The sequence below is a fragment of the Streptomyces sparsogenes subsp. cuspidosporus genome (assembly GCF_039532705.1).
Classification (GTDB): domain Bacteria; phylum Actinomycetota; class Actinomycetes; order Streptomycetales; family Streptomycetaceae; genus Streptomyces; species Streptomyces sparsogenes.
The window spans coordinates 1-26,376 of the sequence record NZ_BAAASD010000061.1 but is presented as its reverse complement, the minus strand read 5'-3'; the positions used below and the strand labels follow the sequence as shown (position 1 = coordinate 26,376).

General features: G+C 71.1%; 21 protein-coding genes. 6 read left to right on the top strand and 15 right to left on the bottom strand.

The window, feature by feature from the left end; genetic code table 11:
- Nucleotides 1-15: 15 nt before the first annotated feature.
- Nucleotides 16-3,561: a DNA polymerase III subunit alpha gene (dnaE, locus tag ABFY07_RS39265; RefSeq protein WP_346179060.1), complete on the bottom strand. Its 3,546-nt coding sequence runs from the start codon at nt 3,559-3,561 to the stop codon at nt 16-18.
- Between the two features lie 216 nt (nt 3,562-3,777).
- Between dnaE and ABFY07_RS39260 the strand changes: the two genes are divergently transcribed.
- The 4 genes from ABFY07_RS39260 (at nt 3,778) to ABFY07_RS39245 (ending at nt 8,641) form a co-directional block, all read left to right on the top strand.
- Nucleotides 3,778-5,103 (top strand): DUF2252 domain-containing protein, encoded by a 1,326-nt coding sequence (locus ABFY07_RS39260; protein ID WP_346179059.1) that lies wholly within the window; start codon nt 3,778-3,780, stop codon nt 5,101-5,103.
- 117 nt (nt 5,104-5,220) lie between these two features.
- The gene (locus ABFY07_RS39255) at nt 5,221-5,898 is read left to right on the top strand and encodes a hypothetical protein (protein WP_346179058.1); all 678 of its coding nucleotides are present in this window, start codon (nt 5,221-5,223) and stop codon (nt 5,896-5,898) included.
- A gap of 55 nt (nt 5,899-5,953) precedes the next feature.
- A complete protein-coding gene (locus ABFY07_RS39250; protein WP_346179057.1) occupies nt 5,954-6,802 on the top strand; it encodes a thioredoxin domain-containing protein in 849 nt (282 codons plus the stop codon).
- A gap of 195 nt (nt 6,803-6,997) precedes the next feature.
- Nucleotides 6,998-8,641 carry an alkaline phosphatase D family protein gene (locus ABFY07_RS39245; RefSeq protein ID WP_346179056.1) on the top strand — a complete coding sequence of 548 codons (1,644 nt, stop codon included), beginning with the start codon at nt 6,998-7,000 and terminating at the stop codon, nt 8,639-8,641.
- A 36-nt stretch (nt 8,642-8,677) separates the two neighbouring features.
- Here ABFY07_RS39245 and ABFY07_RS39240 read toward each other — a convergent pair whose 3' ends face one another.
- Nucleotides 8,678-9,301, bottom strand: coding sequence for a dienelactone hydrolase family protein (locus ABFY07_RS39240; RefSeq protein ID WP_346179055.1), 624 nt, complete (start codon nt 9,299-9,301; stop codon nt 8,678-8,680).
- 68 nt (nt 9,302-9,369) lie between these two features.
- Between ABFY07_RS39240 and ABFY07_RS39235 the strand changes: the two genes are divergently transcribed.
- Nucleotides 9,370-10,503 (top strand): mechanosensitive ion channel family protein, encoded by a 1,134-nt coding sequence (locus ABFY07_RS39235; RefSeq protein ID WP_346179054.1) that lies wholly within the window; start codon nt 9,370-9,372, stop codon nt 10,501-10,503.
- Nucleotides 10,504-10,508: 5 nt separating this feature from the next.
- On the opposite strand, the gene ABFY07_RS39230 is transcribed toward ABFY07_RS39235, so the two are convergent.
- The 4 genes from ABFY07_RS39230 to ABFY07_RS39215 all read right to left on the bottom strand — a co-directional run bounded on the left by ABFY07_RS39230 (nt 10,509) and on the right by ABFY07_RS39215 (nt 13,663).
- On the bottom strand, nt 10,509-10,982 hold the full coding sequence (locus ABFY07_RS39230) for a GNAT family N-acetyltransferase (RefSeq protein ID WP_346179053.1): 474 nt from the start codon (nt 10,980-10,982) through the stop codon (nt 10,509-10,511).
- On the bottom strand, nt 10,979-11,920 hold the full coding sequence (locus tag ABFY07_RS39225; protein WP_065958544.1) for an RluA family pseudouridine synthase: 942 nt from the start codon (nt 11,918-11,920) through the stop codon (nt 10,979-10,981). The genes ABFY07_RS39230 and ABFY07_RS39225 overlap by 4 nt, the downstream gene beginning before the upstream one ends.
- An 80-nt stretch (nt 11,921-12,000) precedes the next feature.
- Nucleotides 12,001-12,576: a signal peptidase II gene (gene lspA, locus ABFY07_RS39220; RefSeq protein ID WP_346179052.1), complete on the bottom strand. Its 576-nt coding sequence runs from the start codon at nt 12,574-12,576 to the stop codon at nt 12,001-12,003.
- Between the two features lie 73 nt (nt 12,577-12,649).
- Complete coding sequence (locus ABFY07_RS39215; RefSeq protein WP_346179051.1) at nt 12,650-13,663, bottom strand: TraR/DksA family transcriptional regulator; 1,014 nt, start codon at nt 13,661-13,663, stop codon at nt 12,650-12,652.
- Between the two features lie 593 nt (nt 13,664-14,256).
- On the opposite strand from ABFY07_RS39215, the gene ileS reads away from it, so the two are divergent.
- Complete coding sequence (ileS, locus tag ABFY07_RS39210; RefSeq protein WP_346179050.1) at nt 14,257-17,424, top strand: isoleucine--tRNA ligase; 3,168 nt, start codon at nt 14,257-14,259, stop codon at nt 17,422-17,424.
- Between the two features lie 189 nt (nt 17,425-17,613).
- Here ileS and ABFY07_RS39205 read toward each other — a convergent pair whose 3' ends face one another.
- The 9 genes from ABFY07_RS39205 to ftsW form a co-directional block, all read right to left on the bottom strand.
- The gene (locus tag ABFY07_RS39205) at nt 17,614-18,720 is read right to left on the bottom strand and encodes a DivIVA domain-containing protein (protein WP_065958548.1); all 1,107 of its coding nucleotides are present in this window, start codon (nt 18,718-18,720) and stop codon (nt 17,614-17,616) included.
- A gap of 49 nt (nt 18,721-18,769) precedes the next feature.
- Nucleotides 18,770-19,066: a YggT family protein gene (locus ABFY07_RS39200; protein ID WP_065958549.1), complete on the bottom strand. Its 297-nt coding sequence runs from the start codon at nt 19,064-19,066 to the stop codon at nt 18,770-18,772.
- Nucleotides 19,067-19,138: 72 nt separating this feature from the next.
- The gene (locus ABFY07_RS39195; RefSeq protein WP_065958550.1) at nt 19,139-19,753 is read right to left on the bottom strand and encodes a cell division protein SepF; all 615 of its coding nucleotides are present in this window, start codon (nt 19,751-19,753) and stop codon (nt 19,139-19,141) included.
- Between the two features lie 123 nt (nt 19,754-19,876).
- Nucleotides 19,877-20,596 carry a YggS family pyridoxal phosphate-dependent enzyme gene (locus tag ABFY07_RS39190; protein WP_065958551.1) on the bottom strand — a complete coding sequence of 240 codons (720 nt, stop codon included), beginning with the start codon at nt 20,594-20,596 and terminating at the stop codon, nt 19,877-19,879.
- 3 nt (nt 20,597-20,599) lie between these two features.
- Entirely contained in the window at nt 20,600-21,331 is a 732-nt protein-coding gene (gene pgeF / locus ABFY07_RS39185) for a peptidoglycan editing factor PgeF (RefSeq protein ID WP_346179049.1), read from the bottom strand.
- 44 nt (nt 21,332-21,375) lie between these two features.
- Nucleotides 21,376-22,620, bottom strand: coding sequence for a cell division protein FtsZ (gene ftsZ / locus ABFY07_RS39180; RefSeq protein WP_346179048.1), 1,245 nt, complete (start codon nt 22,618-22,620; stop codon nt 21,376-21,378).
- A gap of 277 nt (nt 22,621-22,897) precedes the next feature.
- A complete protein-coding gene (locus tag ABFY07_RS39175; protein WP_346179047.1) occupies nt 22,898-23,695 on the bottom strand; it encodes a cell division protein FtsQ/DivIB in 798 nt (265 codons plus the stop codon).
- Nucleotides 23,696-23,762: 67 nt separating this feature from the next.
- Nucleotides 23,763-24,851: an undecaprenyldiphospho-muramoylpentapeptide beta-N-acetylglucosaminyltransferase gene (gene murG, locus ABFY07_RS39170; RefSeq protein ID WP_065958555.1), complete on the bottom strand. Its 1,089-nt coding sequence runs from the start codon at nt 24,849-24,851 to the stop codon at nt 23,763-23,765.
- Nucleotides 24,852-24,857: 6 nt separating this feature from the next.
- Entirely contained in the window at nt 24,858-26,207 is a 1,350-nt protein-coding gene (gene ftsW, locus ABFY07_RS39165; protein ID WP_346179070.1) for a putative lipid II flippase FtsW, read from the bottom strand.
- Nucleotides 26,208-26,376: the final 169 nt, after the last annotated feature.

Below are 26,376 nucleotides of genomic sequence, written 5' to 3'. Positions count from 1 at the left end.
CGTTCCTACGTGTCGTCAGCCCGCCAGGCAGGCCGGGCCCAGCAGCACCTTGAGGTCGCCGAACAGGGCGGGGTCGGCGGTGACCCGGTGCCGGTCGAGCCGGAGCACGGTGGTCTTGCGCGCCCCCTGGAGCTTGATCCGCACCTCGGTGGAGCCCCGGTGGTGGGTGAGCACTTCGCCGAGCTTCTCGACCAGCGGCGGGGTGACCTTGACCGTGGGGATGGTGATGGTCACCGGTGCGTTGGCCGAGGCCTCGGAGAGGTCGGGGACCATCAGTTCCATGGCGACCAGCCGCGGCACGTCCTCGCGCTTGTCGAGCCGTCCCTTGACGAAGACGACGGCGTCCTCGACGAGCTGGGTGGAGACCAGCTGATAGGTGGCGGGGAAGAACATGCAGTCGATGGAGCCCGCCAGGTCCTCGACGGTGGCGATGGCCCAGGCGTTGCCCTGCTTGGTCATCTTGCGCTGCAGGCCGGAGATGATGCCGCCGATGGTGACGATGGCGCCGTCCGCGTGCTCGCCGCCGGTGAGCTGGGAGATGGCGGCGTCGGCCTTGTCGTTGAGGACGTGCTCGATGCCGAAGAGCGGGTGGTCGGAGACGTACAGGCCGAGCATCTCGCGCTCCTGGGCGAGCAGATAGGCCTTGTCCCACTCGACGTCGGAGAACTCGACGTCGAGCCCGAAGCCCGGCCCGTCGCCGCCGCTGTCGTCGCCGCCCATGCCGCCGAAGAGGTCGAACTGGCCCTCGGCCTCCTTGCGCTTCACCGCGACCACGTTGTCGATCATGGTCTCGTAGTGGGCCATGAGCCCCTTGCGGGTGTGGCCCATCTCGTCGAAGGCGCCCGCCTTGATGAGCGATTCGGTGGTGCGCTTGTTGCAGACGACCGCCTCGACCTTGTCCAGGTAGTCGGGGAAGGAGGTGTACTTCCCCTTCGACTTGCGACCGCGGATGATCGCTTCCACCACGTTCTGTCCGACGTTTCGAACCGCGGTGAGACCGAAGAGGATCACGTCGTCGCCCTGGGCGGTGAAGTTCGCCTCGGACTCATTGACGTTCGGAGTGAGCACCTTGATGCCCATGCGGCGGCACTCGTTGAGGTAGATCGCCGACTTGTCCTTGTCGTCGCGCACCGAGGTGAGCAGCGCGGCCATGTACTCGGCGGGGTAGTTGGCCTTGAGGTAGGCGGTCCAGTAGGTGACCAGGCCGTACGCCGAGGAGTGGGCCTTGTTGAACGCGTAGCCGGCGAACGGGACCAGCACGTCCCACACCGCCTGGATGGCCTCGTCCGAGTAGTTCCGGTCCCGCATGCCCTTCTGGAAGGGGACGAACTCCTTGTCGAGGACCTCCTTCTTCTTCTTGCCCATCGCGCGGCGCAGCAGGTCGGCCTGGCCCAGCGAGTAGCCCGCGAGCACCTGGGCGGCCTTCTGCACCTGCTCCTGGTAGACGACCAGGCCGTAGGTGATGCCGAGGACCTCCTTGAGCGGCTCCTCCAGCTCGGGGTGGATCGGGGTGATCTCCTGCTGGCCGTTCTTCCGCAGGGCGTAGTTGATGTGCGAGTTCATGCCCATGGGGCCCGGCCGGTAGAGGGCCGAGACGGCGGAGATGTCCTCGAAGTTGTCGGGCTTCATCATGCGCAGCAGGGAGCGCATGGGGCCGCCGTCGAACTGGAAGACGCCAAGCGTGTCACCGCGGCACAGCAGCTCATAGGTCTTGGGGTCGTCCAGCGGCAGCTCGAGCAGCTTGAGGTCCACGCCCTTGTTCTGGCGCACCATCTTGACCGCGTCGTCCATGATGGTCAGGTTGCGCAGGCCGAGGAAGTCCATCTTCAGCAGGCCGAGCGACTCACAGGTGGGGTAGTCCCACTGGGTCACGACCTGGCCGTCGTTCTTCGGCGAGAAGACCGGCACATGCTCGGTCACCGTCTCGCTGGACATGATCACGCCGGCGGCGTGCACACCCATCTGCCGCACCAGGCCCTCGATGCCGCGGGCGGTGTCGATGACCTTCTTCACGTCCGGCTCGTTCTCGTACATCCCGCGCACCTCGGCCGCCTCGCTGTAGCGGGGGTGCTTCTCGTCGGTGATGCCGGACAGCGGGATGCCCTTGCCGAGCACATCGGCGGGCATGGCCTTGGTGATCCGGTCGCCCATCGCGTACGGGTAGCCGAGCACCCGGGCCGAGTCCTTGATCGCGTTCTTCGCCTTGATGGTGCCGTACGTGCCGATCTGGGCGACCTTGTCGGCGCCGTACTTCTCGGTGACGTACCGGATCACCTCACCGCGCCTGCGCTCGTCGAAGTCGATGTCGACATCGGGCATGGACACGCGCTCGGGGTTGAGGAACCGCTCGAAGATCAGACCGTGGTCGATCGGGTCGAGGTCGGTGATGCCCATCGCGTACGCGACGATCGAGCCGGCCGCGGAGCCGCGGCCGGGGCCGACCGCGATGCCGTTGTTCTTCGCCCACATGATGAAGTCGGCGACCACGAGGAAGTAGCCCGGGAACCCCATCTGGATGATGACGTCCATCTCGTACTCGGCCTGCTTCTGGCGGTCCTCCGGCACCCCGCCCGGGTAGCGGCGCTCCATGCCGCGCCGGACCTCCTCCTGGAACCAGGAGACCTCCGTGTAGCCCTCGGGCACGTCGAAGCGGGGCATCAGGTCGCGCTTCTCGAACCATCCGGTGGTGTCGATCTGCTCGGCGACCAGCAGGGTGTTGCGGCACCCCTCCTGCCAGGCGTCGGAGGAGTCGATGGCGTACATCTCGTCGGTCGACTTCAGGTAGTAGCCGGAGCCGTCGAAGCGGAAGCGGTCGGGGTCGGAGAGGTTCTTGCCGGTCTGGACGCACAGCAGGGCGTCGTGGGCCTCGGCCTCGCGGGAGTAGGTGTAGTGCGAGTCGTTGGTGACCAGCGGGGGGATGCCGAGCTTCTTGCCGATCTCCAGCAGGCCGTCGCGGACCCGGCGCTCGATCTCGATGCCGTGGTCCATCAGCTCCAGGAAGTACTTGTCCTTGCCGAAGATGTCCTGGTACTCGGAGGCGGCCTTGAGTGCCTCGTCGAAGTGGCCGAGCCGCAGCCGGGTCTGCACCTCGCCGGAGGGGCAGCCGGTGGAGGCGATCAGGCCCTCCGACCACTGGGCGATGGTCTCCTTGTCCATCCGGGGCCACTTGACGAAGTAGCCCTCCATATAGGCGTCCGAGGAGAGCCGGAAGAGGTTGTGCAGACCGGCCTTGTTGGAGGCCCAGATCGTCTTGTGGGTGTAACCGCCGGAGCCGGAGACGTCGTCCCGCTTCTGGTGCGGCTGGCCCCACTGGACGCGCCGCTTGTAGCGCCGCGACTCGGGGGCGACATACGCCTCGATCCCGATGATCGGCGTGATGCCCGCCCCGGTCGCCTGCTGGTAGAAGTCGTACGCCCCGTGCAGGTTGCCGTGGTCCGTCATGGCGATGTGCGTCATGCCCATCTCCTGACAGGCGTTGAACATGTCCTTGAGCCGCGCCGCACCGTCCAGCAGCGAGTACTGGGTGTGGACATGCAGGTGCGTGAAGGGCGGCTTGGTCACGGTGGCAGACCTCCGGCGAACGATCGGTGAAGGGCGGTTACGGGCTGACGGAACAGCTCCGAAGGTTACCCCTCCGGACTGACAGCTCGTGGGCACCCACGAGTAGCCTCAGGCGTTGGGACGGACGGGCAACCCGTCCCGTTCGCCATTGTTTGTCATGCTCTTTTTCACCTTCTCCGTCCACTTCTCCTTCCACGCACCAGGAGGCGCCCCGCGATGCCGACCCAGCAGACCCAGGCGGACCAGCGAGGCGAGCACATCCTCGCCGTCTTCGACACCGCCTTCGGCGAGCTGCTCGCCGCCGACCCGGCCGCCTTCCGCGTCAAGTTCCGCAAGATGGCCGCCTCGGCCTTCGCCTTCTACCGCGGCACGGCGTGTCTCTTCTACGCCGACGCGGAGCAGGAGCGGGACGGCGGGCCCTACCTGGACGAGCGCACGGGCCGGGTGTGGATCCACGGTGACCTCCACGCCGAGAACTTCGGCACCTACATGGACGCCAACGGCCGGCTGATCTTCAACGTCAACGACTTCGACGAGGCGTACGTCGGCCCGTTCACCTGGGACCTCAAGCGCTTCGCGGCCTCCGTGGCGCTGATCGGCTACACCAAGGCGCTCAGCGACGAGAAGATCAGCGAGCTGGTGCGCATCTACGCCGCCGCCTACCGCGAGCGTATCCACGCCCTGGCCGTCGGCGCCAAGGACGACGAGGTGCCGCCGTTCACCCTGGAGACCGCCGAGGGCCCGCTGCTGGACGCGCTGCGCGACGCCCGCTCGCTGACCCGCTTCGGGCTGCTCGACTCGATGACCACGATCCGTGACTTCGAGCGGCGCTTCGCCCCCGGCGGCGGCTCGGTGGAACTGGACGCGGCGACCCGCTACAAGGTCCTGGCCGCGTTCGACGGCTATCTGGAGACGCTGCCCGAGTCCAGCCTCGCCCGGCCGGACTCCTACCGCGTCAAGGACGTCGTCGGCCGCCGCGGCATCGGCATCGGCAGCGCGGGGCTGCCCTCGTACAACATCCTGCTGGAGGGCAACAGCGACGCCCTCGAGAACGATGTGGTGATCTACATGAAGCAGGCGCAGACCCCCGCGGTCTCCCGGCACATCACGGACGAGCGGGTGCGCTCGTACTTCCACCACGAGGGCCACCGCACGGTCATCTCGCAGCGCGCCCTCCAGGCGCACGCCGACCCGTGGCTGGGCTGGACCGAGCTGGACGGCGCCGGGCAGCTGGTCGCCGAGATCTCGCCGTACGCGGTGGACCTGGACTGGTCGGACATCGACGACCCGGCCGAGATCGCGGCCGTCGTCGCCGACCTGGGGCGGGCGACGGCCACGATGCACGCGGCCGCCGACGACCAGAGCGGCCACTCGCTGGTGCCGTTCTCCACCGAGCGGGCCATCGACGCGGTGATCGCGGCGGACGAGGGCGGCTTCGCGGAGCTGCTGGTGGACTTCGCGCACTCCTACGGGGCGCGGGCGCGGGCCGACCACCAGATCTTCGTGGACCTCTTCCGGAACGGCCGCATCCCCGGGCTGTAGCGGCGGACTCCCGGCCGGCAGGGGCACCCGGCCGCGCACGTGCTCGCGCGCTGGGTGCCTCCCCGTCCCACGGTCTTGATGTCGCCCCTACAGCCCGTCGTGTGACAATCGGACTCTATGGACGGGACGGGACCGCTGCTGAGGGGACTGCGCGCGGCGCTGTTCACAGCGCTGTGCGTCACGCTGTCCTCCTCCGCCCACGTCCTGCTGTCGAGCACCCCGCTGCCGCTGACGACCGTGGCAGGGCTGTCCGTCCTCGTCTTCGTGATCGCGTACGCCCTGGCGGGACGGGAGCGCGGCTACTGGAGCATCGCCGCGCTGCTGGTCCCCCTGGAGCTGGCGGCCGACACGGTCTTCACCACCGGCCAGAGCGCCTGTTACGGGCCCTCCGGCGGCCCTGTGGCGGGCTCCCTGCGCGCCCTGGGCGTCGACGTGCTGTGCGGCACCGGCGGCGTCGGCTCCCCGCTGGCCCGGGTCGCCGGGCCGGGCGGCGGCTCCCTCGCGTCCGCCGTGGGCTCCGCCACCCCCTGGCTGCTGCTCGCCGCGCATGTCGCCCTCGGGCTGGTCGCCGCGGCCTGGCTGCGGCGCGGCGAGGCCGCCGTGGGCCGGCTGCTGTCCTCGCTCGCCGCCTTCGCCTTCCGGCCGCTGCTGCTGGCCGTCGCGGTCGTCACCGCAGCCTTCGCGGCCCGGCGCCGCGCTCCGCGGCCGGCGGGCCCACCGAGCCCGGCCCCGGCGCTCCCCCTTCTCGTGCACTCCGTCGTGCGGCGTGGACCGCCGTGCTCAGCCGCCGCCTGAGCACAGCGATTCCCACCCTTTCGTACGACCTTCACACGACGGAGAGCGATCCACCATGAGCAACCGCAACAGCCACCAGAACAAGCAGGCCGCGCGCGAGCGGCTGCGCGCCGAGCGCGAGCGGCAGGCCAAGAAGGACCGGACGCTCCGCCAGCTGATCGTCGGCGGCGCGGTCGCCGCCATCCTCGCGATCGCGGGCGGCATAGGCTACGGCGTCAGCCAGATGAACGGCGGCGGCGGCGACGCCAGCAAGAAGTGGAAGGCCGCCGCCGAGAAGGAGCCCCTGGTCAAGCCCGCCCACACGACCGGCCCGCAGGGCACGACCGTGGTCATCGGCGACCAGAAGGCCAAGAACACCCTGCACGTCTACGAGGACATGCGCTGCCCGGTCTGCGCGCAGTTCGAGCAGTACACCGGCAGCACCGTGGCGAAGGACATCAAGGACGGCACCTTCAAGGCGCAGTACACGATGGGCACCTTCCTGGACGACAAGGAGGGCATGATCGGGGCGGGTTCGAAGAACGCCCTGAGCGCGCTGGGCGCGGCCCTCAATGTCAGCCCGGACGCCTTCCTGGAGTACAAGTCGGCGCTCTTCTCGGCCAAGAACCACCCCCAGCAGGAGACCGACGACGCCTTCGCCAGCGACCAGAAGCTGATCGAGATCGCCCAGCAGGTCAAGGCGCTCAAGGGCAACAAGTCCTTCGAGAAGGCCGTGACGAACGGCACCTACGACCGGTGGGCGCTGGCCATGTCCAAGACGTTCAACGACACCAAGGACGTGAACAGCACCCCGACGATCAAGCTGAACGGCAAGATCCTTACGGTGACCGTCCAGGGACAGCAGGCGCCCCCGATCACCCCCGAACAGTTCAACTCGGTGGTCCGGGAGAACCTGAAGAAGTAGCGCCGAGGGGCGCCCCCGCCGGGGTGTCGGGCGTGCCGCCGCGGCGCGCCGACACCCCGGCGGCGCGCCCCGCGAACCACCTGCGAGCCGCCCGCGAGCCGTGCGGCGACCCGGCGGTGACCGGTCGGCGACGGGCGGGCGAACTTGGCGAAGAGCCCTGCGCCGCGTGACTACCAGCCAGTAGTGTCATCCGCCGTGACCGACCTCCACCACGCCGCCATAACGCGCCGCACCGCCGTCACGGCAGCAGCCGCCACCGCCGCCCTGCTGCCCCTGGCCGCCCCGGCCACCCCCGCCCGCGCCGCCGAGGGCCCCGCCTTCCTGCACGGCGTCGCCTCCGGCGACCCGCTGCCCGACGGGGTCCTGCTGTGGACCCGCGTCACGCCCGCCCCCGAGGCGGTGCCCGGCTCGGGGCTCGGCCCTGACACCGAGGTGACCTGGGAGGTCGCCGAGGACAAGGACTTCTCCGCGGTCGTCGCGCGGGGCACCGTACGGGCCACCGCCGCGGCCGACCACACCGTCAAGGCGGACGTCCGCGGGCTGCGGCCCGCCACGGACTACTTCTACCGCTTCGGCGCCGAGCCCGGCGCGCTCTCCCCCGTGGGGCGCACCCGCACCGCCCCGGCGCACGACGCCGCCCCGGGCGCCCTCCGCTTCGGCGTGGTCTCCTGCGCCAACTGGGAGGCCGGCTACTTCTCCCCGTACCGCCACCTGGCCGCGCGGGCCGACCTGGACGCCACCCTCCACCTCGGCGACTACATCTACGAGTACGCGAGCGGCGCGTACCCCGAGCGGAAGTACACGGTCCGCGCCCACTCCCCCGCCCATGAGATCGTCACCCTCGCCGACTACCGGATCCGCCACGGCCGGTACAGGACCGACCCCGACCTCCAGGCGCTGCACGCCGCCCGGCCGCTGATCGCGATCTGGGACGACCACGAGTTCGCCAATGACGCCTGGTCCGGCGGGGCGGAGAACCACACCCCGGGCACCGAGGGCGACTGGGCGGCCCGGGTGGCCGCCGCCAAGCGCGCCTACTTCGAGTGGATGCCGGTGCGCCCCTCCACCGAGGGCACCACCTACCGGCGGCTGCGCTTCGGCAACCTCGCCGATCTGCACCTGCTCGACCTGCGGTCCTTCCGCTCGCAGCAGGCCACCACCGGCAGCGGCGACGTGGACGACCCCGACCGCACGATCATCGGCCGGGCCCAGCTCGACTGGCTGAAGTCGGGCCTGGCCGCCTCCGGCACCACCTGGCGGCTGGTGGGCAACTCGGTGATGATCTCGCCGGTCGCCTTCGGGGCCGTCCCCGCCGAGCTGCTCGGGCCGCTCGCCGAGCTGCTCGGGCTGCCCAAGGAGGGCCTGGCGATCAACCCCGACCAGTGGGACGGCTACACGGACGACCGGCGCGAGCTGCTCGCCCATCTCACCGGCCGCTCCATCGGCAACACCGTCTTCCTCACCGGCGACATCCACATGGCCTGGGCCAACGACGTGCCGGTGAAGGCCGCGACGTACCCGCTGTCGGCCTCCGCCGCGACCGAGTTCGTGGTCACCTCGGTGACCTCGGACAACCTGGACGACATCCTGCATGTGGCGCCGCACACGGTCTCGCTCGCCGCGGCCGCCGCGATCCGGGCCGCCAACCGCCACGTCAGGTGGGTGGACATGGACTCGCACGGCTACGGCGTGCTCGACGTCACCCCCGAGCGGGCCCAGATGGACTACTACGTGGTCTCCGACCGCACCGACCCGGCCGCCACCGCCTCCTGGGCGCGCTCCTACCGGACCCGCTCCGGCACCCAGCGGGTCGAGCGCGCCGAGGGCCCGGTGCGCTGACCCGCTGGGGCCGGGCCCAGCGGGCCGGCTCTTCCGTCAGCCCTCCGTGACTTCCTCGAGGAAGCCGAGCGCCACCTTCCAGGTGGCCTCGGCCGCCTCCTCGTCGTAGTCCGGCAGGTCCGGGTCGGTGAACAGGTGCCCGGCCCCCGGGTAGCGGTAGACCTCCACCTCCGCCCCCGCGCGCCCCATCCGCAGGTACCACGCGTTCAGCCAGTCGTGCGGCTCGAACGGGTCCGGGTCCGCGACGTGCAGCTGCACCGGCAGGCCGTCCGTCGCCGCGTCGTCGGCGATGTCCGAGGTGCCGTGCAGGAGCAGCAGCCCGCGCGCCTTCTCGTCGCCGAGCGCGAGGTTCTGGGCGATCGACCCGCCGAGCGAGAACCCCGCGTACACGATGCCGCGGTCGGACAGCGGCGCGGCGGCCGCCACGGCCCGCCGCAGCAGTTCCTCCCGGCCGATCTCCTCCTTGAGGGCCATGCCGTCCTCGGCGCTGTCGGCCGTCCGCCCCTCGTAGAGATCGGGTACGTGCACCTCGTGGCCCGCGGCGCGCAGCCGGTCGGCGGCCGCGTGTACGGCGGGTCGCAGTCCGTACATCGAATGGAGGAGCAGGATCGGGGAACGGGTCACTGGGTCACTTCCTTGTCCGCGGAGCGCTTCGCCCATCGTGCCAGTTGTGTTCCGGGGAAGCGGAACGCCCGGTGCCCCCGAGGGAAGGAAAAGGATACGTGTCCATGGAGGACATACTGCGTCCGCTGATCGTCATCGGCGGTTCGGTCGCCATCACGCTGCTCATCGGCTGGGCGGTCGACCGGCTGCTGCTGCGCACCGACGCCCGGCACCCCGAGACGCCGCTGTGGGGCCTGCTGCGCCGCGCCCGGCTCCCCCTCCAGGTGACGGTGTGCGCGGCGCTGCTGCGCGGTTCGTACGACAAGACGCACGCCCGGGTGGTGCGGGAGCACGCGTCGGGCATCGGGCAGGTCCTGGCGCTGGTGCTGATCGCGGCCACGGCGTGGCTGGCGGTGCGGGTCTCGGCGGCGGTGGTGGAGTCCTCGTACTACCGCTATGCCGCCAGCGCGCACGACCCGGCGCGGGTGCGCCGGGTGCGCACCCAGGTGACGCTGATCCAGCGGGTGGTGACCGCGATCGTCGGGGTGGTCGCGGCGTCGGCGATGCTGCTGACCTTCCCCACGATGCGCACGGTGGGCACCTCCATGCTGGCCTCGGCGGGGATCCTGGGCGTGGTCGCGGGTGTCGCCGCGCAGTCGACGCTGGGCAACCTCTTCGCCGGGCTGCAGATCGCCTTCGGCGACATGGTGCGGATCGGCGACACGGTGGTCGTGGACGGCGAGTGGGGCACGGTCGAGGAGATCACGCTGACCTTCCTGTCGGTGCGGACCTGGGACGAGCGCCGGATCACCATGCCGGTGTCGTACTTCACCGGCAAGCCGTTCGAGAACTGGTCGCGCGGCGGCACGCAGAAGACCGGCGCGGTCCTGTTCCACCTGGACCATTCGGCGCCGATCGAGGCGATGCGGATGAAGCTGGGCGAGATCGTGCGGAAGTCCCCCGCCTGGGACGGCCGGGACTGGAACCTGGCGGTCACGGACACCACGCCGTCCACGATGGTGGTGCGGGCGCTGATCACGGCCCGGGACCCGGACGACGCCTGGACCGTGCGCTGTGAGGTGCGGGAGCAGATGATCGCGTGGCTGCGCGAGCACCATCCGTACGCGCTGCCGCGCATCACCACGGCGACCGTCCACCCGCCGCGCCCCGCGCCCGGGGCCGGTCCCGGCTCCGAGGACCGCCTCGCCCGCTTCGACGGCGAACTCCGCAAGGACGGCACGGGCTCGCGCCGCGGCTGAGGGCCTTACCGGAGGGCCTTGCGCATGGCGCGGTGCGGGATGCCGCTGCCCTCGTCGAACTCGGGGCCGTACACCGCGTAGCCGAGGCGCTCGTAGAAGCCGAGGGCGTGGGTCTGGGCCTCCAGGTAGACCTCGGTCAGCCCGCGCCGCCGCGCCTCGGCCTCGACCGCGCGGACGAGCTCCGCGCCGAGCCCGGTGCCGCGCGCGGCCGGCAGGACCGCGAGCCGGCCCAGGGCCGCGGTCGTGGCGCCGTCCACACCGGCGTGGCCGTACTTCTTGTCGGCGGCCGCGCCGTGCAGGAAGCGGACGGTGCCCACCGGGCCGTCGGGGCCGGTGGCGAGCAGGTGGACGGCGTGCGCGTCGTACGCGTCCATCTCCTCGGCCTCGGGGATCCGCTGCTCGACGACGAAGACCTCGCGGCGGACGTCGCGGCAGGCCGCGAGGGCGTCCTGGCCCACGACCGCGATCGGGTGGCTCACGCGCTCTCCGCCCGGACGGTGTCCAGCGCCCTCTGCAGGTCGTCCGGGTAGGGGCTGGTGAACTCCACCCAGCCGGCGCCCCCCGGGTGCTCGAAGCCCAGGCGCACCGCGTGCAGCCACTGCCGGGTCAGCTTCAGCCGCTTGGCGAGCGTCGGGTCGGCGCCGTAGGTGAGGTCGCCGACGCACGGGTGGCGGTGGGCGGCCATGTGGACGCGGATCTGATGGGTGCGCCCGGTCTCCAGCTTGATGTCGAGGAGGCTGGCGGCGCGGAACGCCTCGATCAGGTCGTAGTGGGTGACGCTGGGCTTGCCCTCGGCGGTCACGGCCCACTTGTAGTCGTGCTGCGGATGGCGGCCGATCGGCGCGTCGATGGTGCCGCTCAGCGGGTCGGGGTGGCCCTGGACGAGGGCCTGGTAGCGCTTGTCGACCGTGCGCTCGCGGAACTGCTGCTTGAGCAGGGTGTAGGCGCGCTCGGACTTGGCGACGACCATGAGGCCGGAGGTGCCGACGTCCAGCCGGTGCACGATGCCCTGCCGCTCGGCGGCCCCGGAGGTCGAGACGCGGAAGCCCGCGGCGGCCAGCCCGCCGATCACGGTGGGGCCGGTCCAGCCGGGGCTGGGGTGGGCGGCGACCCCGACCGGCTTGTCGACGACCACGACGTGCTCGTCGTCGTGGACGATCTCCATGCCCTCGACGGGCTCGGCGACGACCTGCACGGGCGGCGCGGCCCGCGGCATCTCCACCTCGAGCCAGGCGCCCCCGCTGACCCGGTCGGACTTGCCCGCGACGCTGCCGTCGACCTGCACCTTGCCCGCGGCGGCCAGCTCCGCCGCCTTGGTCCGAGAGAAGCCGAACATGCGTGCGATCGCGGCGTCGACGCGCTCGCCTTCGAGGCCGTCGGGTACGGGGAGCGTGCGGATCTCGGGAATCGTACTCACCCGTCGAGTATGCCGGACCGCACCGCCCGGTTCGTACGTCAGTCTGCGTGCGCCCGTCGTCCCACGCCCGTCTTCGTGCGTCAGTCCTTGTGGACGGTGCCGTCCGGGTCCAGGCCGCGGAAGGACAGGATGACGATCAGGATGCCGCCGCAGACAATGGCCGAGTCGGCGAGGTTGAAGACCGCGTAGTTACGGGGCGCGATGAAGTCGACCACCGCGCCCTGCAGCCCGCCGGGGGCGCGGAAGACCCGGTCGGTGAGGTTGCCGAAGGCGCCGCCCAGCAGCAGCCCGAGCGCGATGGCCCACGGCAGGCTGTAGAGCTTGCGGGCCAGCCGGGCGATCACGACGATGACGCCGACCGCTATCACCGTGAAGACGATGGTCATGGCCTCGCCGAAGCCGAAGGCCGCGCCCTTGTTGCGGATCACCTTGAACTGGAGCCAGGTGCCGATCACGTCGACCGCGTCGTGGTGCTCCAGCTTGGCGACCACGAGGAGCTTGCTGCCCAGGTCGATGAGGTAGGCGAACGCGGCGACCGCGAGCAGCACCGCGACGCGCCGCCCGCGCCCGGGCCGCGCGCCGTCGCCGCTCGCGGTGGCGCCTTCCTCGGCCTTCCCCGCTTCTGGCGTACCGATGGCCTGCTCCGCCTCTGTCACGTCAGTCCCTCAACATCGTCCGGGCCAGTCTCCCCCTGGCTGAGGACGAGGGTACGGCAATCCCGACGGTCGGTCAGCGCCGCTCCTGCCGCTGCTTGCACTCCACGCAGAGAGTGGCGCGGGGGAACGCCTGCATGCGGGCCTTGCCGATGGGGTTGCCGCAGTTCTCGCAGAGCCCGTAGGTCCCGGCGTCCAGCCGGTCCAGGGCGCGCTCGGTCTGCAGCAGCATCTCGCGGGCGTTGCCGGCCAGGGCCAGCTCGTGCTCGCGGGTGATGTTCTTGGTGCCGGTGTCGGCCTGGTCGTCGCCGGCCCCGTCGCCGGAGTCGCGCATCAGCCCGCTGATCGCCTCCTCGGAGGCGAGGATCTCGGTGCGCAGCCGCCCGGCCTCGGCCAGCAGCTCGGCGCGCGCCTCGGCCACCTCCTCCGGCGACCACGGCTCTTCTCCCGGGCGTACGGCGAGGTCGCCGGGGGCCGCGGGGCCGGCGCCGGCGCGGGCCTTGGGGACGGCGCCGGGCGTCTCGGGGGCCTGCTTCGCGGTCGGCGCCCCACTCGGAGTCTTCTTCGCAACCACTTTCCTGGCTCCCGTCTTCTTCGCGGGCACCGCCTGCTCGGCCGGTGCGGCCTTCGCGGCTGTGGCCTTCTTGGCTGGGGTCTTCTTCGCCGGGCTCTTCCTGGCCGCGGCCTTCCTGGCCCCGGAGTCCTTGGCTCCGGTGTCCTTGGCTCCGGTGTCCTTGACTCCGGCGTCCTTGGCCCCGGAGTCCTTGACTCCGGCGTCCTTGGCTCCGGCGTCCTTGGCCCCGGAGTCCTTGGCCCCGGAGTCCTTGGCTCCGGGGTCCTCGGCCGTGAGCCGGTGGGTCGTGGCCCGCTCGGCGGCGGCCGGCTTCGCCACGGCGTTCTTCGCGCGCGTCTTCGCGGCGCCCTTCGCCGGGGCCCGCTCGGCCGCGGCCTTCTTTCCCACTGTGCTCTCCGCGGCCTTCTTGGCCGCCGTGGCGGGCGCCGCCTTCTTGCCGGAGGCGCTCGTCTTGGCGGTCGCGGCCTTCGTCGCCTTCGCCGTGCTCTTCTGCACGGCGGTCTTCCTCGCCACCATGGCCGCGGCCCCTTCACATTTTGTGATCTTGCACGCGAATCGTTCCGGAACGATAAATCGACTTCTGGCACGCGGCAACGGGGCACGCCGCCCGATTCGCCCGGCTTGCCCGGAGGACAACCCGGTCTCATCGGTTGTGCCCCACTGCCCGCCCGGTAATCCGGCACCGAACCGGTACCGCGTGGCGATTCCCCCGGCCGGGCGGACTCCGGCACCCGGCGTATCGCCGTTCGGGTCACCGCCCCGGCCGCCGGTACCTCACTCGGCGCAGCCCGGAAACCGGTCGGCCCAGGTCCGCCCGGACCCGTACACTGGGCGAAGCGAAAGGCGTGGAAGGGGACGAGTAGCGTCGTACGCAGCCATGAGCGACCCGGGGACGGTGCGAGCCCGGGGGCGAGCGCGATGTGAAGGATCACCCCGGAGCCGCCGGAAGAACCCCCGCCCAGGGCCAGTAGAACCGGCGTCGCGACCCCAATGAGGGGGCCAGGAGCTCACAGCGCTCCCGGCCAAGGAGGGTGGTACCGCGGGAGCGCGAGCTCTCGTCCCTCCGACGGAACGCAAGCCCCGCACGTATCCGCCGGAGGAAGGATCCGATGACGCAGTACCGCCAGGTGCCCGCCCAGGTCGACCTGCCCGCCCTCGAGCACGCCGTGCTCGACTTCTGGCGGGAGAACAAGATCTTCGCCCGCAGCCTCGAGCAGTCGGCGGGGCGGCCCGAGTGGGTCTTCTACGAGGGCCCGCCGACCGCCAACGGCATGCCGGGCGCCCACCACATCGAGGCCCGCGTCTTCAAGGACGTCTTCCCGCGCTTCCGCACCATGCGCGGCTACCACGTCGACCGCAAGGCGGGGTGGGACTGCCACGGCCTGCCGGTCGAGCTGGCGGTCGAGAAGGAGCTCGGCTTCAGCGGCAAGCAGGACATCGAGGCGTACGGCATCGCCGAGTTCAACGCCAAGTGCCGCGAGTCCGTCACCCGCCACACCGACGCCTTCGCCGAGCTCACCACGCGCATGGGGTTCTGGACCGACCTCGACGGCGCGTACTGGACCATGAACCCCGAGTACATCGAATCGGTGTGGTGGTCCCTCAAGGAGATCTTCAACAAGGGGCTGCTGGTCCAGGACCACCGGGTCGCCCCCTGGTGCCCGCGCTGCGGCACCGGGCTGTCCGACCACGAGCTCGCGCAGGGCTACGAGACGGTCGTCGACCCCTCGGTCTTCGTGCGCTTCCCGCTGACCTCCGGGCCGCTCGCCGGCGAGGCCGCGCTGCTGGTGTGGACCACCACCCCGTGGACCCTGGTGTCCAACACCGCCGTCGCCGCGCACCCCGAGGTGCGCTATGTGGTCGCCACCGACGGCACGGAGAAGCTGGTCGTCGCCGAGCCGCTGCTGGAGAAGGCGCTCGGCGAGGGCTGGACCGCGACCGGGCAGGCGTTCACCGGCGCCGAGATGGAGCGCTGGGCCTACCAGCGGCCCTTCACCCTCGTGGACTTCGACGGCGAGGCCCACTTCGTCGTCAACGCCGACTACGTGACCACCGAGGACGGCACCGGCCTGGTCCACCAGGCCCCCGCCTTCGGCGAGGACGACCTGCGGACCTGCCGCGCCTACGGCCTGCCGGTGGTCAACCCGGTCCGCCCGGACGGCACCTTCGAGGAGGGCCTGGAGCTGGTCGGCGGCCAGTTCTTCAAGAAGGCCGACGAGGCGCTGACGGCCGACCTGGGCGCCCGCGGCCTGCTGTTCCGCCATGTGCCGTACGAGCACAGCTACCCGCACTGCTGGCGCTGCCACACCGCCCTCCTCTACTACGCGCAGCCGTCCTGGTACATCCGCACCACCGCGATCAAGGACGCACTGCTACGCGAGAACGAGGGGACGAACTGGTTCCCGGAGTCGGTCAAGCACGGCCGCTACGGCGACTGGCTCAACAACAACATCGACTGGGCCCTGTCCCGGAACCGCTACTGGGGCACGCCGCTGCCCATCTGGCGCTGCGCCGAGAACCACCTCACCTGCGTCGGCTCGCGCGCCGAGCTTACGGAGCTGACCGGCACCGACCAGTCGGGCCTGGACCCGCACCGGCCGTTCATCGACGAGGTCACCTTCACCTGCCCCGCCGACGGCTGCTCGCTGGAGGCCGTGCGGGTGCCCGAGGTCATCGACGCCTGGTACGACTCGGGCTCGATGCCCTTCGCCCAGTGGGGCTACCCGTACCACAACAAGGAGACCTTCGAGAAGCGGTACCCGGCGCAGTTCGTCTGCGAGGCCATCGACCAGACCCGTGGCTGGTTCTACACCCTGATGGCGGTCGGCACGCTCGTCTTCGACAAGTCGAGCTATGAGAACGTGGTCTGCCTCGGTCACATCCTGGCCGAGGACGGGCGGAAGATGTCCAAGCACCTGGGCAACATCCTGGAGCCCATCCCGCTCATGGACCAGCACGGCGCGGACGCCGTCCGCTGGTTCATGGCCGCCGGCGGCTCGCCCTGGGCGGCCCGCCGGGTGGGCCACGGCACCATCCAGGAGGTCGTCCGCAAGACGCTGCTCACCTACTGGAACACGGTCGCCTTCCAGGCCCTGTACGCCCGCACCTCCGGCTGGTCCCCGAGCGCGGCCGACCCGGCGCCGGCCGACCGGCCACTGCTCGACCGCTGGCTGCTGAGCGAGCTGGGCACGCTGACCGACCAGGTGACGCAGGCCCTGGAGGCGTACGACACCCAGCGCGCCGGCAAGCTGCTGTCCGCGTTCGTCGACGACCTGTCCAACTGGTACGTGCGCCGCTCCCGCCGCCGCTTCTGGCAGGGCGACGCGGCCGCGCTGCGCACCCTGCACGACGTGATCGAGACGGTCACCCGGCTGATGGCCCCGCTCGTCCCCTTCATCACCGAGCGGGTCTGGCAGGATCTGGTCGTCCCGGTCACCCCGGACGGCCCGGAGTCCGTGCACCTGGCCACCTGGCCGGAGGTCGACAAGGACCTGATCGACCCGGACCTGTCGACCCGGATGGCGCTGGTGCGCCGCCTGGTGGAGCTGGGCCGCGCGACCCGCGCCGAGTCGGGGGTCAAGACCCGGCAGCCGCTGTCGCGCGCGCTGGTCGCGGCGTCCGGCTTCGAGTCGCTGTCCGCGGAGCTGCGCGCGCAGATCGAGGAGGAGCTGAACGTCTCGTCCCTGGCCTCCCTGAGCGAGGTCGGCGGCTCGCTGGTGGACACCACGGCGAAGGCCAACTTCCGCGCCCTGGGCAAGCGCTTCGGCAAGGGCACCCAGCCGGTCGCCAAGGCGATCGCCGAGGCGGACGCGGCCGCGCTGTCGGTGGCGCTGCGCGAGGGGACGGCGTCGGTGGTCGTGGACGGCGAGACGGTCCCGCTGTCCGCGGACGAGGTGATCATCACCGAGACCCCGCGCGAGGGCTGGTCGGTCGCCTCCGACGCGGGCGCGACGGTGGCCCTCGACCTGGAGATCACCCCGGAGCTGCGGCGCGCGGGCCTGGCCCGTGACGCGATCCGGCTGATCCAGGAGGCCCGCAAGAACAGCGGTCTGGACGTCGCCGACCGGATCGCGCTGCGCTGGCGCTCCGCGGACGAGGAGGTCCGTACGGCGCTGACCGACCACGCCGCGCTGATCGCGGACGAGGTCCTGGCGACGGACTTCGCGTCCGCCGACGGCGACTTGGGCGACGGTGGCTTGGGCGAGGGCGACTCCGGCTACGGCGAGGAGTTCTCCGACGAGGGCCTGAACCTCTCGTTCCGCCTCCGCAAGGCGTAATCCCGTTCCGGTGAGCGCCGGAGGGGGCTGCCAAGCAGCCACCTCCGGCGCTCTGCGCTTCCACCGAGGTCCGCGAGACCGGCGCCGGCTGAGGGCGCACAAGCAACCCGGGCCCGGGAGCGATGCTCCCGGGCCCGGATCGTATGACTGCCGACGCCACGCGCTGCGCGCGTTACGCGCGCCGCGGCGTCAGTTGTCGTCCTCGTCGATGAGGAACCCGCGCATGGGGCTCGGCGCCTGCTGCATCGGCTGCGGGCTCTGCGGCCGCACCGGGGCCATCGGCTGGGTCATCGCGGGGGACATCTGCTGCTGGCCGCCGTAGGACGGCGCGCCGCCGCCCTGGGTGTGGCCGCCCATGGACTGGTTGCCGCCCATGGTGTGGCCGCCCATCGTGCCGGCGCCGGCCGAGGCCATGGAACCGGTCATGGACGGGGACGGCGGCAGCGACGCGGTCGCCGGGGTGCGCGGCGGGGCCAGCGAGTCGTCGGCCTGGTTCTCCAGCTGGCGCAGCTGGCTCTCCAGGTACGACTTCAGCCGGGTGCGGTACTCGCGCTCGAAGCCGCGCAGGTCCTCGACCTTGCGCTCCAGCGTGGCGCGGGCCGACTCCAGCGAGCCCATGGCGACGCGGTGCTTCTCCTGCGCGTCCCGCTCCAGCGCGTCGGCCTTGGCGCGGGCGTCCCGCTCCAGGCCCTCGGCGCGGCTGCGGGCCTCGCCGACGATCTTGTTGGCCTCGGAACGGGCCTCCGCGATCGCCTGGTCGGCGGTCTGCTGCGCGAGCGAGAGCACGCGCGCGGCGCTGTCGCCGCCCGGGCCCTGGCCCGGCTGCGGCATCTGCGGACCGCCGGGGCCGCCCATCGGGCCGCCCATGGGGCCACCGGGGCCCATCGGGCCGTTCTGACCCATCGGGCCGGGGCCGCCCTGCCCCATCGGACCCGGACCGCCCTGACCCATCGGGCCTGCCGGCAGCTGCGGGGCACCACCCGGGAGTTGGGGCGGGCCACCCATCTGCTGCTGGCCGGGCGGCACGGGCTGCGGTCCGGATATGGCGGCGGGCACGGGGGCGCCGGGTCGCTCCTGCTGTTCCGGAGGTTTGCGCATATTCTGCTGCTGACTCTGCGCGGCGGCCCGCGTCGCGGCGGCCAGCTTGGCGCGCAGGTCCTCGTTCTCCCGCAGCAGGCGGGTCAGTTCGGCTTCGACCTCGTCGAGGAAGGCATCGACCTCGTCCTCGTCATAGCCTTCTCGGAGGCGGACGGTCGTGAACTGCTTGTTCCGCACGTCCTCGGGGGTCAACGGCATCTCTAACTCACCTCAACGTAGTCGTCGGCAATCGGCAAGACCGTATCGTTCACACGCTGCTCGCAAAATTGCGGACGACGGAGATCACGATCCAGACGATGATCATCAGAACGAAGAAGGACAGGTCGAGCGCCACACCCCCGAGACGCAACGGCGGGATGAACCGCCGCAGAAGCTTCAGCGGCGGATCGGTGACAGTGTAGGTGGCCTCGAGGATGACCACCATCGCCTTACCGGGTTGCCATGAGCGGGCGAACTGGAAGACGTAGTCCATCACCAGCCGGAAGATCAGCACGATCAGGAAGCAATACAGCGCGATGTAGATCACCTGCAGTGCGACGTCCATCCCGCGCGTCCCTCTCCCCTTGCGTGCTCGGCCGTACGGCCTGTTGTTGTCTCGGTGTTGCCGTGTTGCGTCTCAGCTTTGGTTGAAGAACCCGCCCTCTGCGATACGGGCCTTGTCCTCCGCCGTGACATCGACGTTAGCAGGAGACAACAGGAACACCTTCTGAGTCACCCGCTCAATGCTCCCATGGAGACCGAAGACGAGTCCGGCCGCAAAGTCGACAAGTCGCTTCGCGTCCGTGTCGTCCATCTCCGTCAGATTCATGATCACCGGGGTGCCCTCACGGAAGTGTTCCCCGATAGTACGGGCCTCGTTGTAGGTCCTGGGGTGCAGCGTCGTGATGCGGTACGGCTCTCGCTCGGACACGACCTTGGGCATGATCACCGGCGCGTTCTTCTCCAAGTTATGACGTTCAGGTGTGATGGATGCCACGGGGGCGATTCGCGCGGGTCGCCCGGTTTCCGCTGCGAGCGGGGCGGGTTCACGCTGCGCCGGGGGGTGGACGACTCGTACAGATTCGCCCCTCTCCGGACGGGGCTCGGTCTCCGCCACCTGATGCCTGCGACGATCCCGCTCGGGCTCCGGTTCGGGCTCGAACTCGTCGTCGGGGTCGAATCCCCGGCCGTCGTACCCATCGTCCTCCACGAGGCCGAGGTAGACCGCCATCTTGCGCATCGCGCCGGCCATTCTCTGCGTCCTCCGCTCTGTGGTGGATCGGCTCCGCCACCGGATGCCTTGGATCCACGCGGCCTGCCCGCCTTTTGGCGGGAATGACCATATTTTGTGCTGTGGTCCGACTTCTTCGCGACGTTACCGGAGCCTGGGTCGGACTCCGAGCACCGCCGTGCCGACGCGCACATGTGTCGCTCCGGCCGCCACCGCGTCCTCGAGATCCGAGCTCATCCCGGCCGAGACCATGTTCGCAGCAGGATGGGCCGCGCGCAGGCCGGATGAGATTTCCATCAGCCGATCGAAGGCGGCCCGGGGCCGCCCCGCGTACGGTCCGGCCAGCGGCGCCACGGTCATCAGCCCGTCAAGGCGCAGCCCCGGCGCCGCCACCACCGCGTCGGCGAGCGCCTCGACTCCGTCCGGCGCGACACCTCCCCTGCTTCCCTGTTGACCCGACTCCGCGTCGAGCGCGACCTGGATCAGACAGCCGAGTTCACGGCCGGCCCCCACCGCGGCGCGCGACAGCGCGTCCACCAGTCGCTTGCGGTCGACGGATTGCACCATATCGGCATAACTGGCCACCGATCGCACCTTATTGGTCTGCAATTGCCCGACAAAGTGCCAAATCAGCGGAAGATCGGCGCATTCGGCCGCTTTGGGGGCGGCGTCCTGATCGCGGTTCTCGGCCACATGGTGAACGCCGAGTTCCGCGAGGATCCGGACATCGCTCGCCGGGTAGGTCTTGGTCACCACAATCAACGTGACTTCTTCACGTTTGCGGTTGGCTGCCGCACAAGCCGCGGAGATACGTTCCTCCACGCGGGCCAGATTGTCGGCCAGTTCCGTTCTGCGATCCGTCACGACTCAGCCGCCCAACCAGACATAGCTCGCGAGCCGCCCGGTGGTGCGCTCGCGCCGGTACGAGAAGTGGTCCGCCGATTCCAGCGTGCAGACGTGGGGCTGACCCTCCGTCGGCACGCCCGCGCGCGCGAGCTGGGAGCGCACGCCGGCGGTCACGTCCACCGCCGGAGTGCCCCAACTCGTCTCGGCCCATGCCTCGGGCACGACCCCGGCGACCTCGGCGCGCATCGCCTCGGGAACCTCGTAGCAGCGTCCGCAGACCGAGGGCCCGGTGCGGGCGAGGATCCGGGCGGGGTCCGCGCCCAGTTCGGTCATGGCCCGCACCACCGCGGGGACCACCCCGGCGACCAGGCCCGGCCGTCCGGCGTGCGCGGCCCCGGCGACGCCCGCCACCGGGTCGGCCAGCAGCACCGGGGTGCAGTCGGCGGTGAGCACGGCGAGGGCGAGCCCCCGACGCGCCGTCACCACCGCGTCCACCGCGGGGACCTCCCGGTCCCCCCACGGCCCGTCGACCACGGCCACGTCACGGCCGTGCACCTGGTTCATCCAGACGACGTCGGCCGGGTCCAGGCCCAGCGCCTTGGCCGCCAGCTCGCGGTTGGTCCGTACGGCCGCGGGGTCGTCGCCGACCGCGCCGCCGAGGTTGAGCTCGTCATACGGAGCGGCGCTCACTCCGCCCCACCGGTCGGTGAAGGCGAAGTGCGCGCCGCTCGCGTCGTACTGTTGCGCTATCACTTCTGGATCGCTTCAGGATCGCCGTGGAGCCATGTCGCCACGGCTCACTTGAGGAAGTCCGGCACGTCCAGCTCCTCGGCCTGGCTCTCCGGGTACGGACGGGCCGGCGGGACCTGGGGGGCGGGCATCGGGGTGGACGGCACCTCGGCGACCGGGGTCGGCTCGGGCGCGAGGGGCTCCTCCTCGCGCGGGGTGACGCTGCCGAGCCCGCCGAAGGACGGCCGGCTGCCGGTGTCGGAGGAGGTGCGGCCGGTGCTCGGGCCGGTGGAGCCGAGGGTCTCGTCGCGGCTGCCGCCGCTGTAGGAGGAGCCGAGCACTTTGTCGCGGTTCTTGGCCGGCGGCTGGCCGCCGTCGAAGCCGGCCGCGATGACGGTGACCCGGACCTCGTCGCCGAGCGCGTCGTCGATCACCGCGCCGAAGATGATGTTCGCCTCGGGGTGCGCGGCCTCGCTCACCAGCTGCGCCGCCTCGTTGATCTCGAACAGGCCCAGGTCGGAGCCGCCGGAGATGGAGAGCAGCACGCCGCGGGCGCCGTCGATGGAGGCCTCCAGCAGCGGCGAGGAGATCGCCATCTCGGCGGCGGCCACCGCGCGGTCGTCGCCGCGGGCCGAGCCGATGCCCATGAGCGCCGAGCCGGCCTCGGACATCACCGACTTGACGTCCGCGAAGTCGAGGTTGATCAGGCCCGGGGTGGTGATCAGGTCGGTGATGCCCTGGACGCCCGACAGCAGCACCTGGTCCGCGGACTTGAACGCGTCGAGCACGCTCACCTGACGGTCCGAAATGGACAGCAGTCGATCGTTCGGGATCACGATCAGGGTGTCGACCTCGTCGCGCAGCCCCGCGATGCCGTCCTCGGCCTGGTTGGCGCGGCGGCGGCCCTCGAAGGTGAAGGGACGGGTGACCACGCCGATCGTCAGGGCGCCCAGCGAGCGGGCGATGTTGGCCACGACGGGGGCGCCGCCGGTGCCGGTGCCGCCGCCCTCGCCCGCGGTGACGAAGACCATGTCGGCCCCCTTGAGGACCTCCTCGATCTCCTCGCGGTGGTCCTCGGCGGCCTTGCGGCCGACATCGGGGTTGGCCCCGGCGCCGAGGCCGCGGGTGAGTTCCCGGCCGACGTCGAGCTTGACGTCGGCGTCACTCATCAGCAGGGCCTGCGCATCGGTGTTGATCGCGATGAACTCGACGCCCTTGAGCCCGACCTCGATCATCCGGTTGATGGCATTCACGCCACCGCCGCCGATGCCGACGACCTTGATGACTGCGAGGTAGTTCTGCGGTGCTGCCACGTCGAAGGCCTCTCGCCTCGAGTTACGTGTCGCCACCCCGCCGTTGCCGCGGTGCGCCGACTGATGCCGAATGGGACGGTTCTGATCGCCGACCCCAACCCTAACGCTGAAGTTTAGGGTTACCAGTGCCTCTGTTTCCTGGACTCTTCGGAACAGGACACTAAGTCGACAAGCGGCGCGCGTTCAATGAACACGCCGAACCTCCCGTTTTTCTTTTCACCCTATGTGATCACCCAGCGGGCTAGCCAACCAGGGTCCTGGCCTGCCGCGATGCGTGTCAACTGTGCGCCACGGCGGGGGCGGTCGGCGCCTGCACGTCGTAGCGCTCCGCGTCCGGCTCGGCCTTCATGAGCGCGGTGAGCGTCTTCGCCTTCGCCGCCCCGCGCTCGGAGCTGCCCCACACCACCGCGCGGCCCCGGGTCAGCCCCAGCGTGATCGAGTCGAAGGAGCGGACGCGCACGGTGAGGGTGTCCGCCCGGACCGTCTCGGGCAGTTGGGTGATCACGGCCACCGCCTCGCGACGCAGCCTGGCCGCGCCGAAATGGCGCGAACTCGGCGACCGGTCCGCCTCCACTTCCAGCAGCGGAACGCCCTTCGGTGCCTGTGAGACGGTCGCGAACAGCACGCCCTCCTCGTCCACTTCGACGAACTTGCCGTTCTTCTCGACCAGCGCCTCGGGCCTGCGCTCGGTGACCCGTACGGCGATGGTGTGCGGCCAGGAGCGGGAGACGTCCACGTCCGCTATGCGTGGCAGCCGCGTCCGCAGCCTGCGCTCCACGGCGCCGGTGTCCACCGCCACCAGCGGCTCGTTCAGCGGGACGTCGGCGGCCCGGCGTACCTCGTCCGGGGTGAGGGCGGCCGTGCCGCTGACGGTCACTCGCTCGGCCCGCAGCCAGCTCGATCCGTACAGCAGCCAGGTGACGCCGGAGCCGAGGAGCGCCACCGCCACCCCCGTGACCAGCAGCGTGCGGCGGCTGGGCGGACGGAGGCGGCGGCGTGCCCTGAGGAGGGGCGGGGGCGGGCCGGGGGGCGGCGTCCGTCGGGCACCGCTCTTGGCGGTCGTCGCTCCGGCCACGCTTCTCCTCCTGTTTCCGGCCGGTGGCCCCCCGGGGGGGCGCCTTCCGGCCCGGCTCGCCGTACGCCTAGCGGCGGGCGGCGATCGCCTCGTACACCATGCCGACCAGCAGATCGTCGGCGTCGCGGCGGCCGAACTCGGCGGCGCGCCGGGACATCTCGTACAGCCGGTGCGGGTCGCCGAGCACCGGGAGCACATTGCCCTGCACCCACTCGGGGGTCAGCTCCGCGTCGTCGACCAGCAGCCCGCCGCCGGCCTTGACCACGGGCTGGGCGTTGAGCCGCTGTTCGCCGTTGCCGATGGGCAGCGGGACGTAGGCGGCCGGCAGCCCGACGGCGGACAGCTCGGCGACGGTCATCGCGCCCGCGCGGCAGAGCATCATGTCCGCCGCGGCGTACGCGAGGTCCATCCGGTCCACGTACGGTACCGGGATGTAGGGCGGCATACCGGGCATGTTGTCCACGCGCGGCAATTCGTTTTTCGGTCCGACCGCGTGGAGGATCTGGATTCCGGCCCGCTGGAGGAACGGGGCGACCGCCTGGACCACCTCGTTCAGCCGGCGCGCGCCCTGGGAGCCGCCGGAGACCAGCAGGGTGGGCAGATTCTGGTCGAGGCCGAAGGCGGCGCGCGCCTCGGGGCGGACCGCCGCCCGGTCGAGGGTGGCGATGGAGCGGCGCAGCGGGATGCCGACGTAGCGGGCGCCGCGCAGCTTGCTGTCCGGGGTGGAGACCGCGACGAACTTGGCGTAGCGGGAGCCGATCTTGTTGGCGAGGCCGGGCCGGGCGTTGGCCTCGTGGACGATGATGGGCACGCCGAGCCGCTTGGCGGCCAGATAGCCGGGCAGGGCCACATAGCCGCCGAAGCCGACCACGCAGTCGGCCTTGGTGCGCTCCAGGATCTGCTCGGCGGCCTTGATCGTGCCGCGCAGCCGCCCGGGGACGGTGATCAGCTCGGGGGTCGGCTTGCGTGGCAGCGGTACGGCGGGGATCAGCCCGAGTTCGTAACCACGCTCGGGCACGAGCCGGGTCTCCAGTCCCCGCTCCGTGCCGAGCGCCGTGATCCCCACGGTCGGATCCTGCCTGCGCAGGGCGTCCGCGAGGGCGAGCGCGGGCTCGATGTGGCCGGCGGTCCCCCCACCGGCGAGTACGACATGCACCGAAATTCACCGCTCTCCGGACGGCCGCTTCTTGACGCGCCGTCTCATCGTCTTCCGTCTCACCCGAGCCAGCTTCTTCCACAAAGCAGGCTGCCGCGTGGCCAGCGCCGCCCGCGCGCTCGGTTCCGCCCGCGCGAAGGCGATCAGCAGGCCGACCGCGAACATGGTCGGCAGCAGGGCGGACCCTCCGTAGGAGAACAGCGGGAGCGGGACCCCGGCGATCGGCAGCAGGCCGAGCACCGCGCCGATGTTGATCACGGCCTGGGCCGTGATCCAAGTGGTCACGCCTCCCGCGGCATACCTCACGAAGGGGTCCTCCGTGCGTCCGGCCACGCGGATACCCGCATAGCCTAGAGCCGCGAAGAGGACGAGCACCGACAGCGTCCCCGCGAGGCCGAGTTCCTCCCCGGTAATGGCGAAGATGAAGTCGGTGTGCGGTTCAGGTAGTTCGCCCCATTTTTCCATGCTCGCCCCGAGTCCGGAGCCGAACCAGCCGCCATTGGCCAGGGCGTAGATCCCGTGCACCGCCTGCCAGCACTGATCATTCTGGCCCGGCTCGTTGGCCCCGATGCAGGCGAGCCGGGACATCCGGTTGGCACTGGACTTGATCAGCAGCACCCCGATCACCCCGGCGAAGGCCAGCACGCCGGCGAACAGCCGGGTGGGGGCGCCGGCCACCCACAGCAGGCCGAAGAGGATGGCGGTGAGGATGATCGCGGTGCCCATGTCCCCGCCCAGCATGATCAGGCCGAGCAGCAGGGCCGCCGCGGGCACCAGCGGGACCAGCAGGTGCTTCCACTGGGTCAGCAGCCGCTTGTCCTGCTTGCGGGCCAGCAGATCCGCCCCCCACAGCACCAGCGCCAGCTTGCCGAACTCGCTGGGCTGGAGCAGGAACGGTCCGCCGAAGGAGATCCAGTTCCGGTTGCCGTTGACCGCCACCCCTATCCCCGGCACCTGGACCAGGCACATCAGGAAGACCGACCCCGCCAGGAGCGGATAGGCGAAGGCGCGGTGCAGCTTGATGGGCATGCGCACGGCGAGCAGCAGCAGCGTCCCGCCCAGCACGGCGGCGAGCAGCTGCTTGCGGAAGAAGTAGGAGGGGGCCAGGCCCGACTGGAGCGCCTTGATCTGGGAGGCGGAGTAGACCATCACCAGGCCGAGCACCAGGATCAGCAGGCTGCCGCCCATGATCAGGTAGTAGGCGGTCAGCGGCCGGTCCCAGGCCCGTCTGACCCTCGTCTGCGTTCGGCGCACCGCCTCCGGCAGGCTGCCCCGGGCGGGGCGGCGCGGCGGGCGGGGGGCGCCCGCGCCCCGGGGAGAGCGCACCAGGCGCGCGGCCCGCTCGCGGGCGGCCACCCGCTCCCGGGGAGCCGCCCCCTTGCGTGCGGCCGTCCCTTCGCGTGCCGTCGTGCCCCGGCGCGCGGCTGTGCCCTTGCGCGCCGTGGAGTCCCCGCGCGCGGCGGTGGCCGCGCGCGCCGCCGCGCCCTTGGGCGCCGCAGTGCCCTTGCGCGGGCCTGGCTCCTTG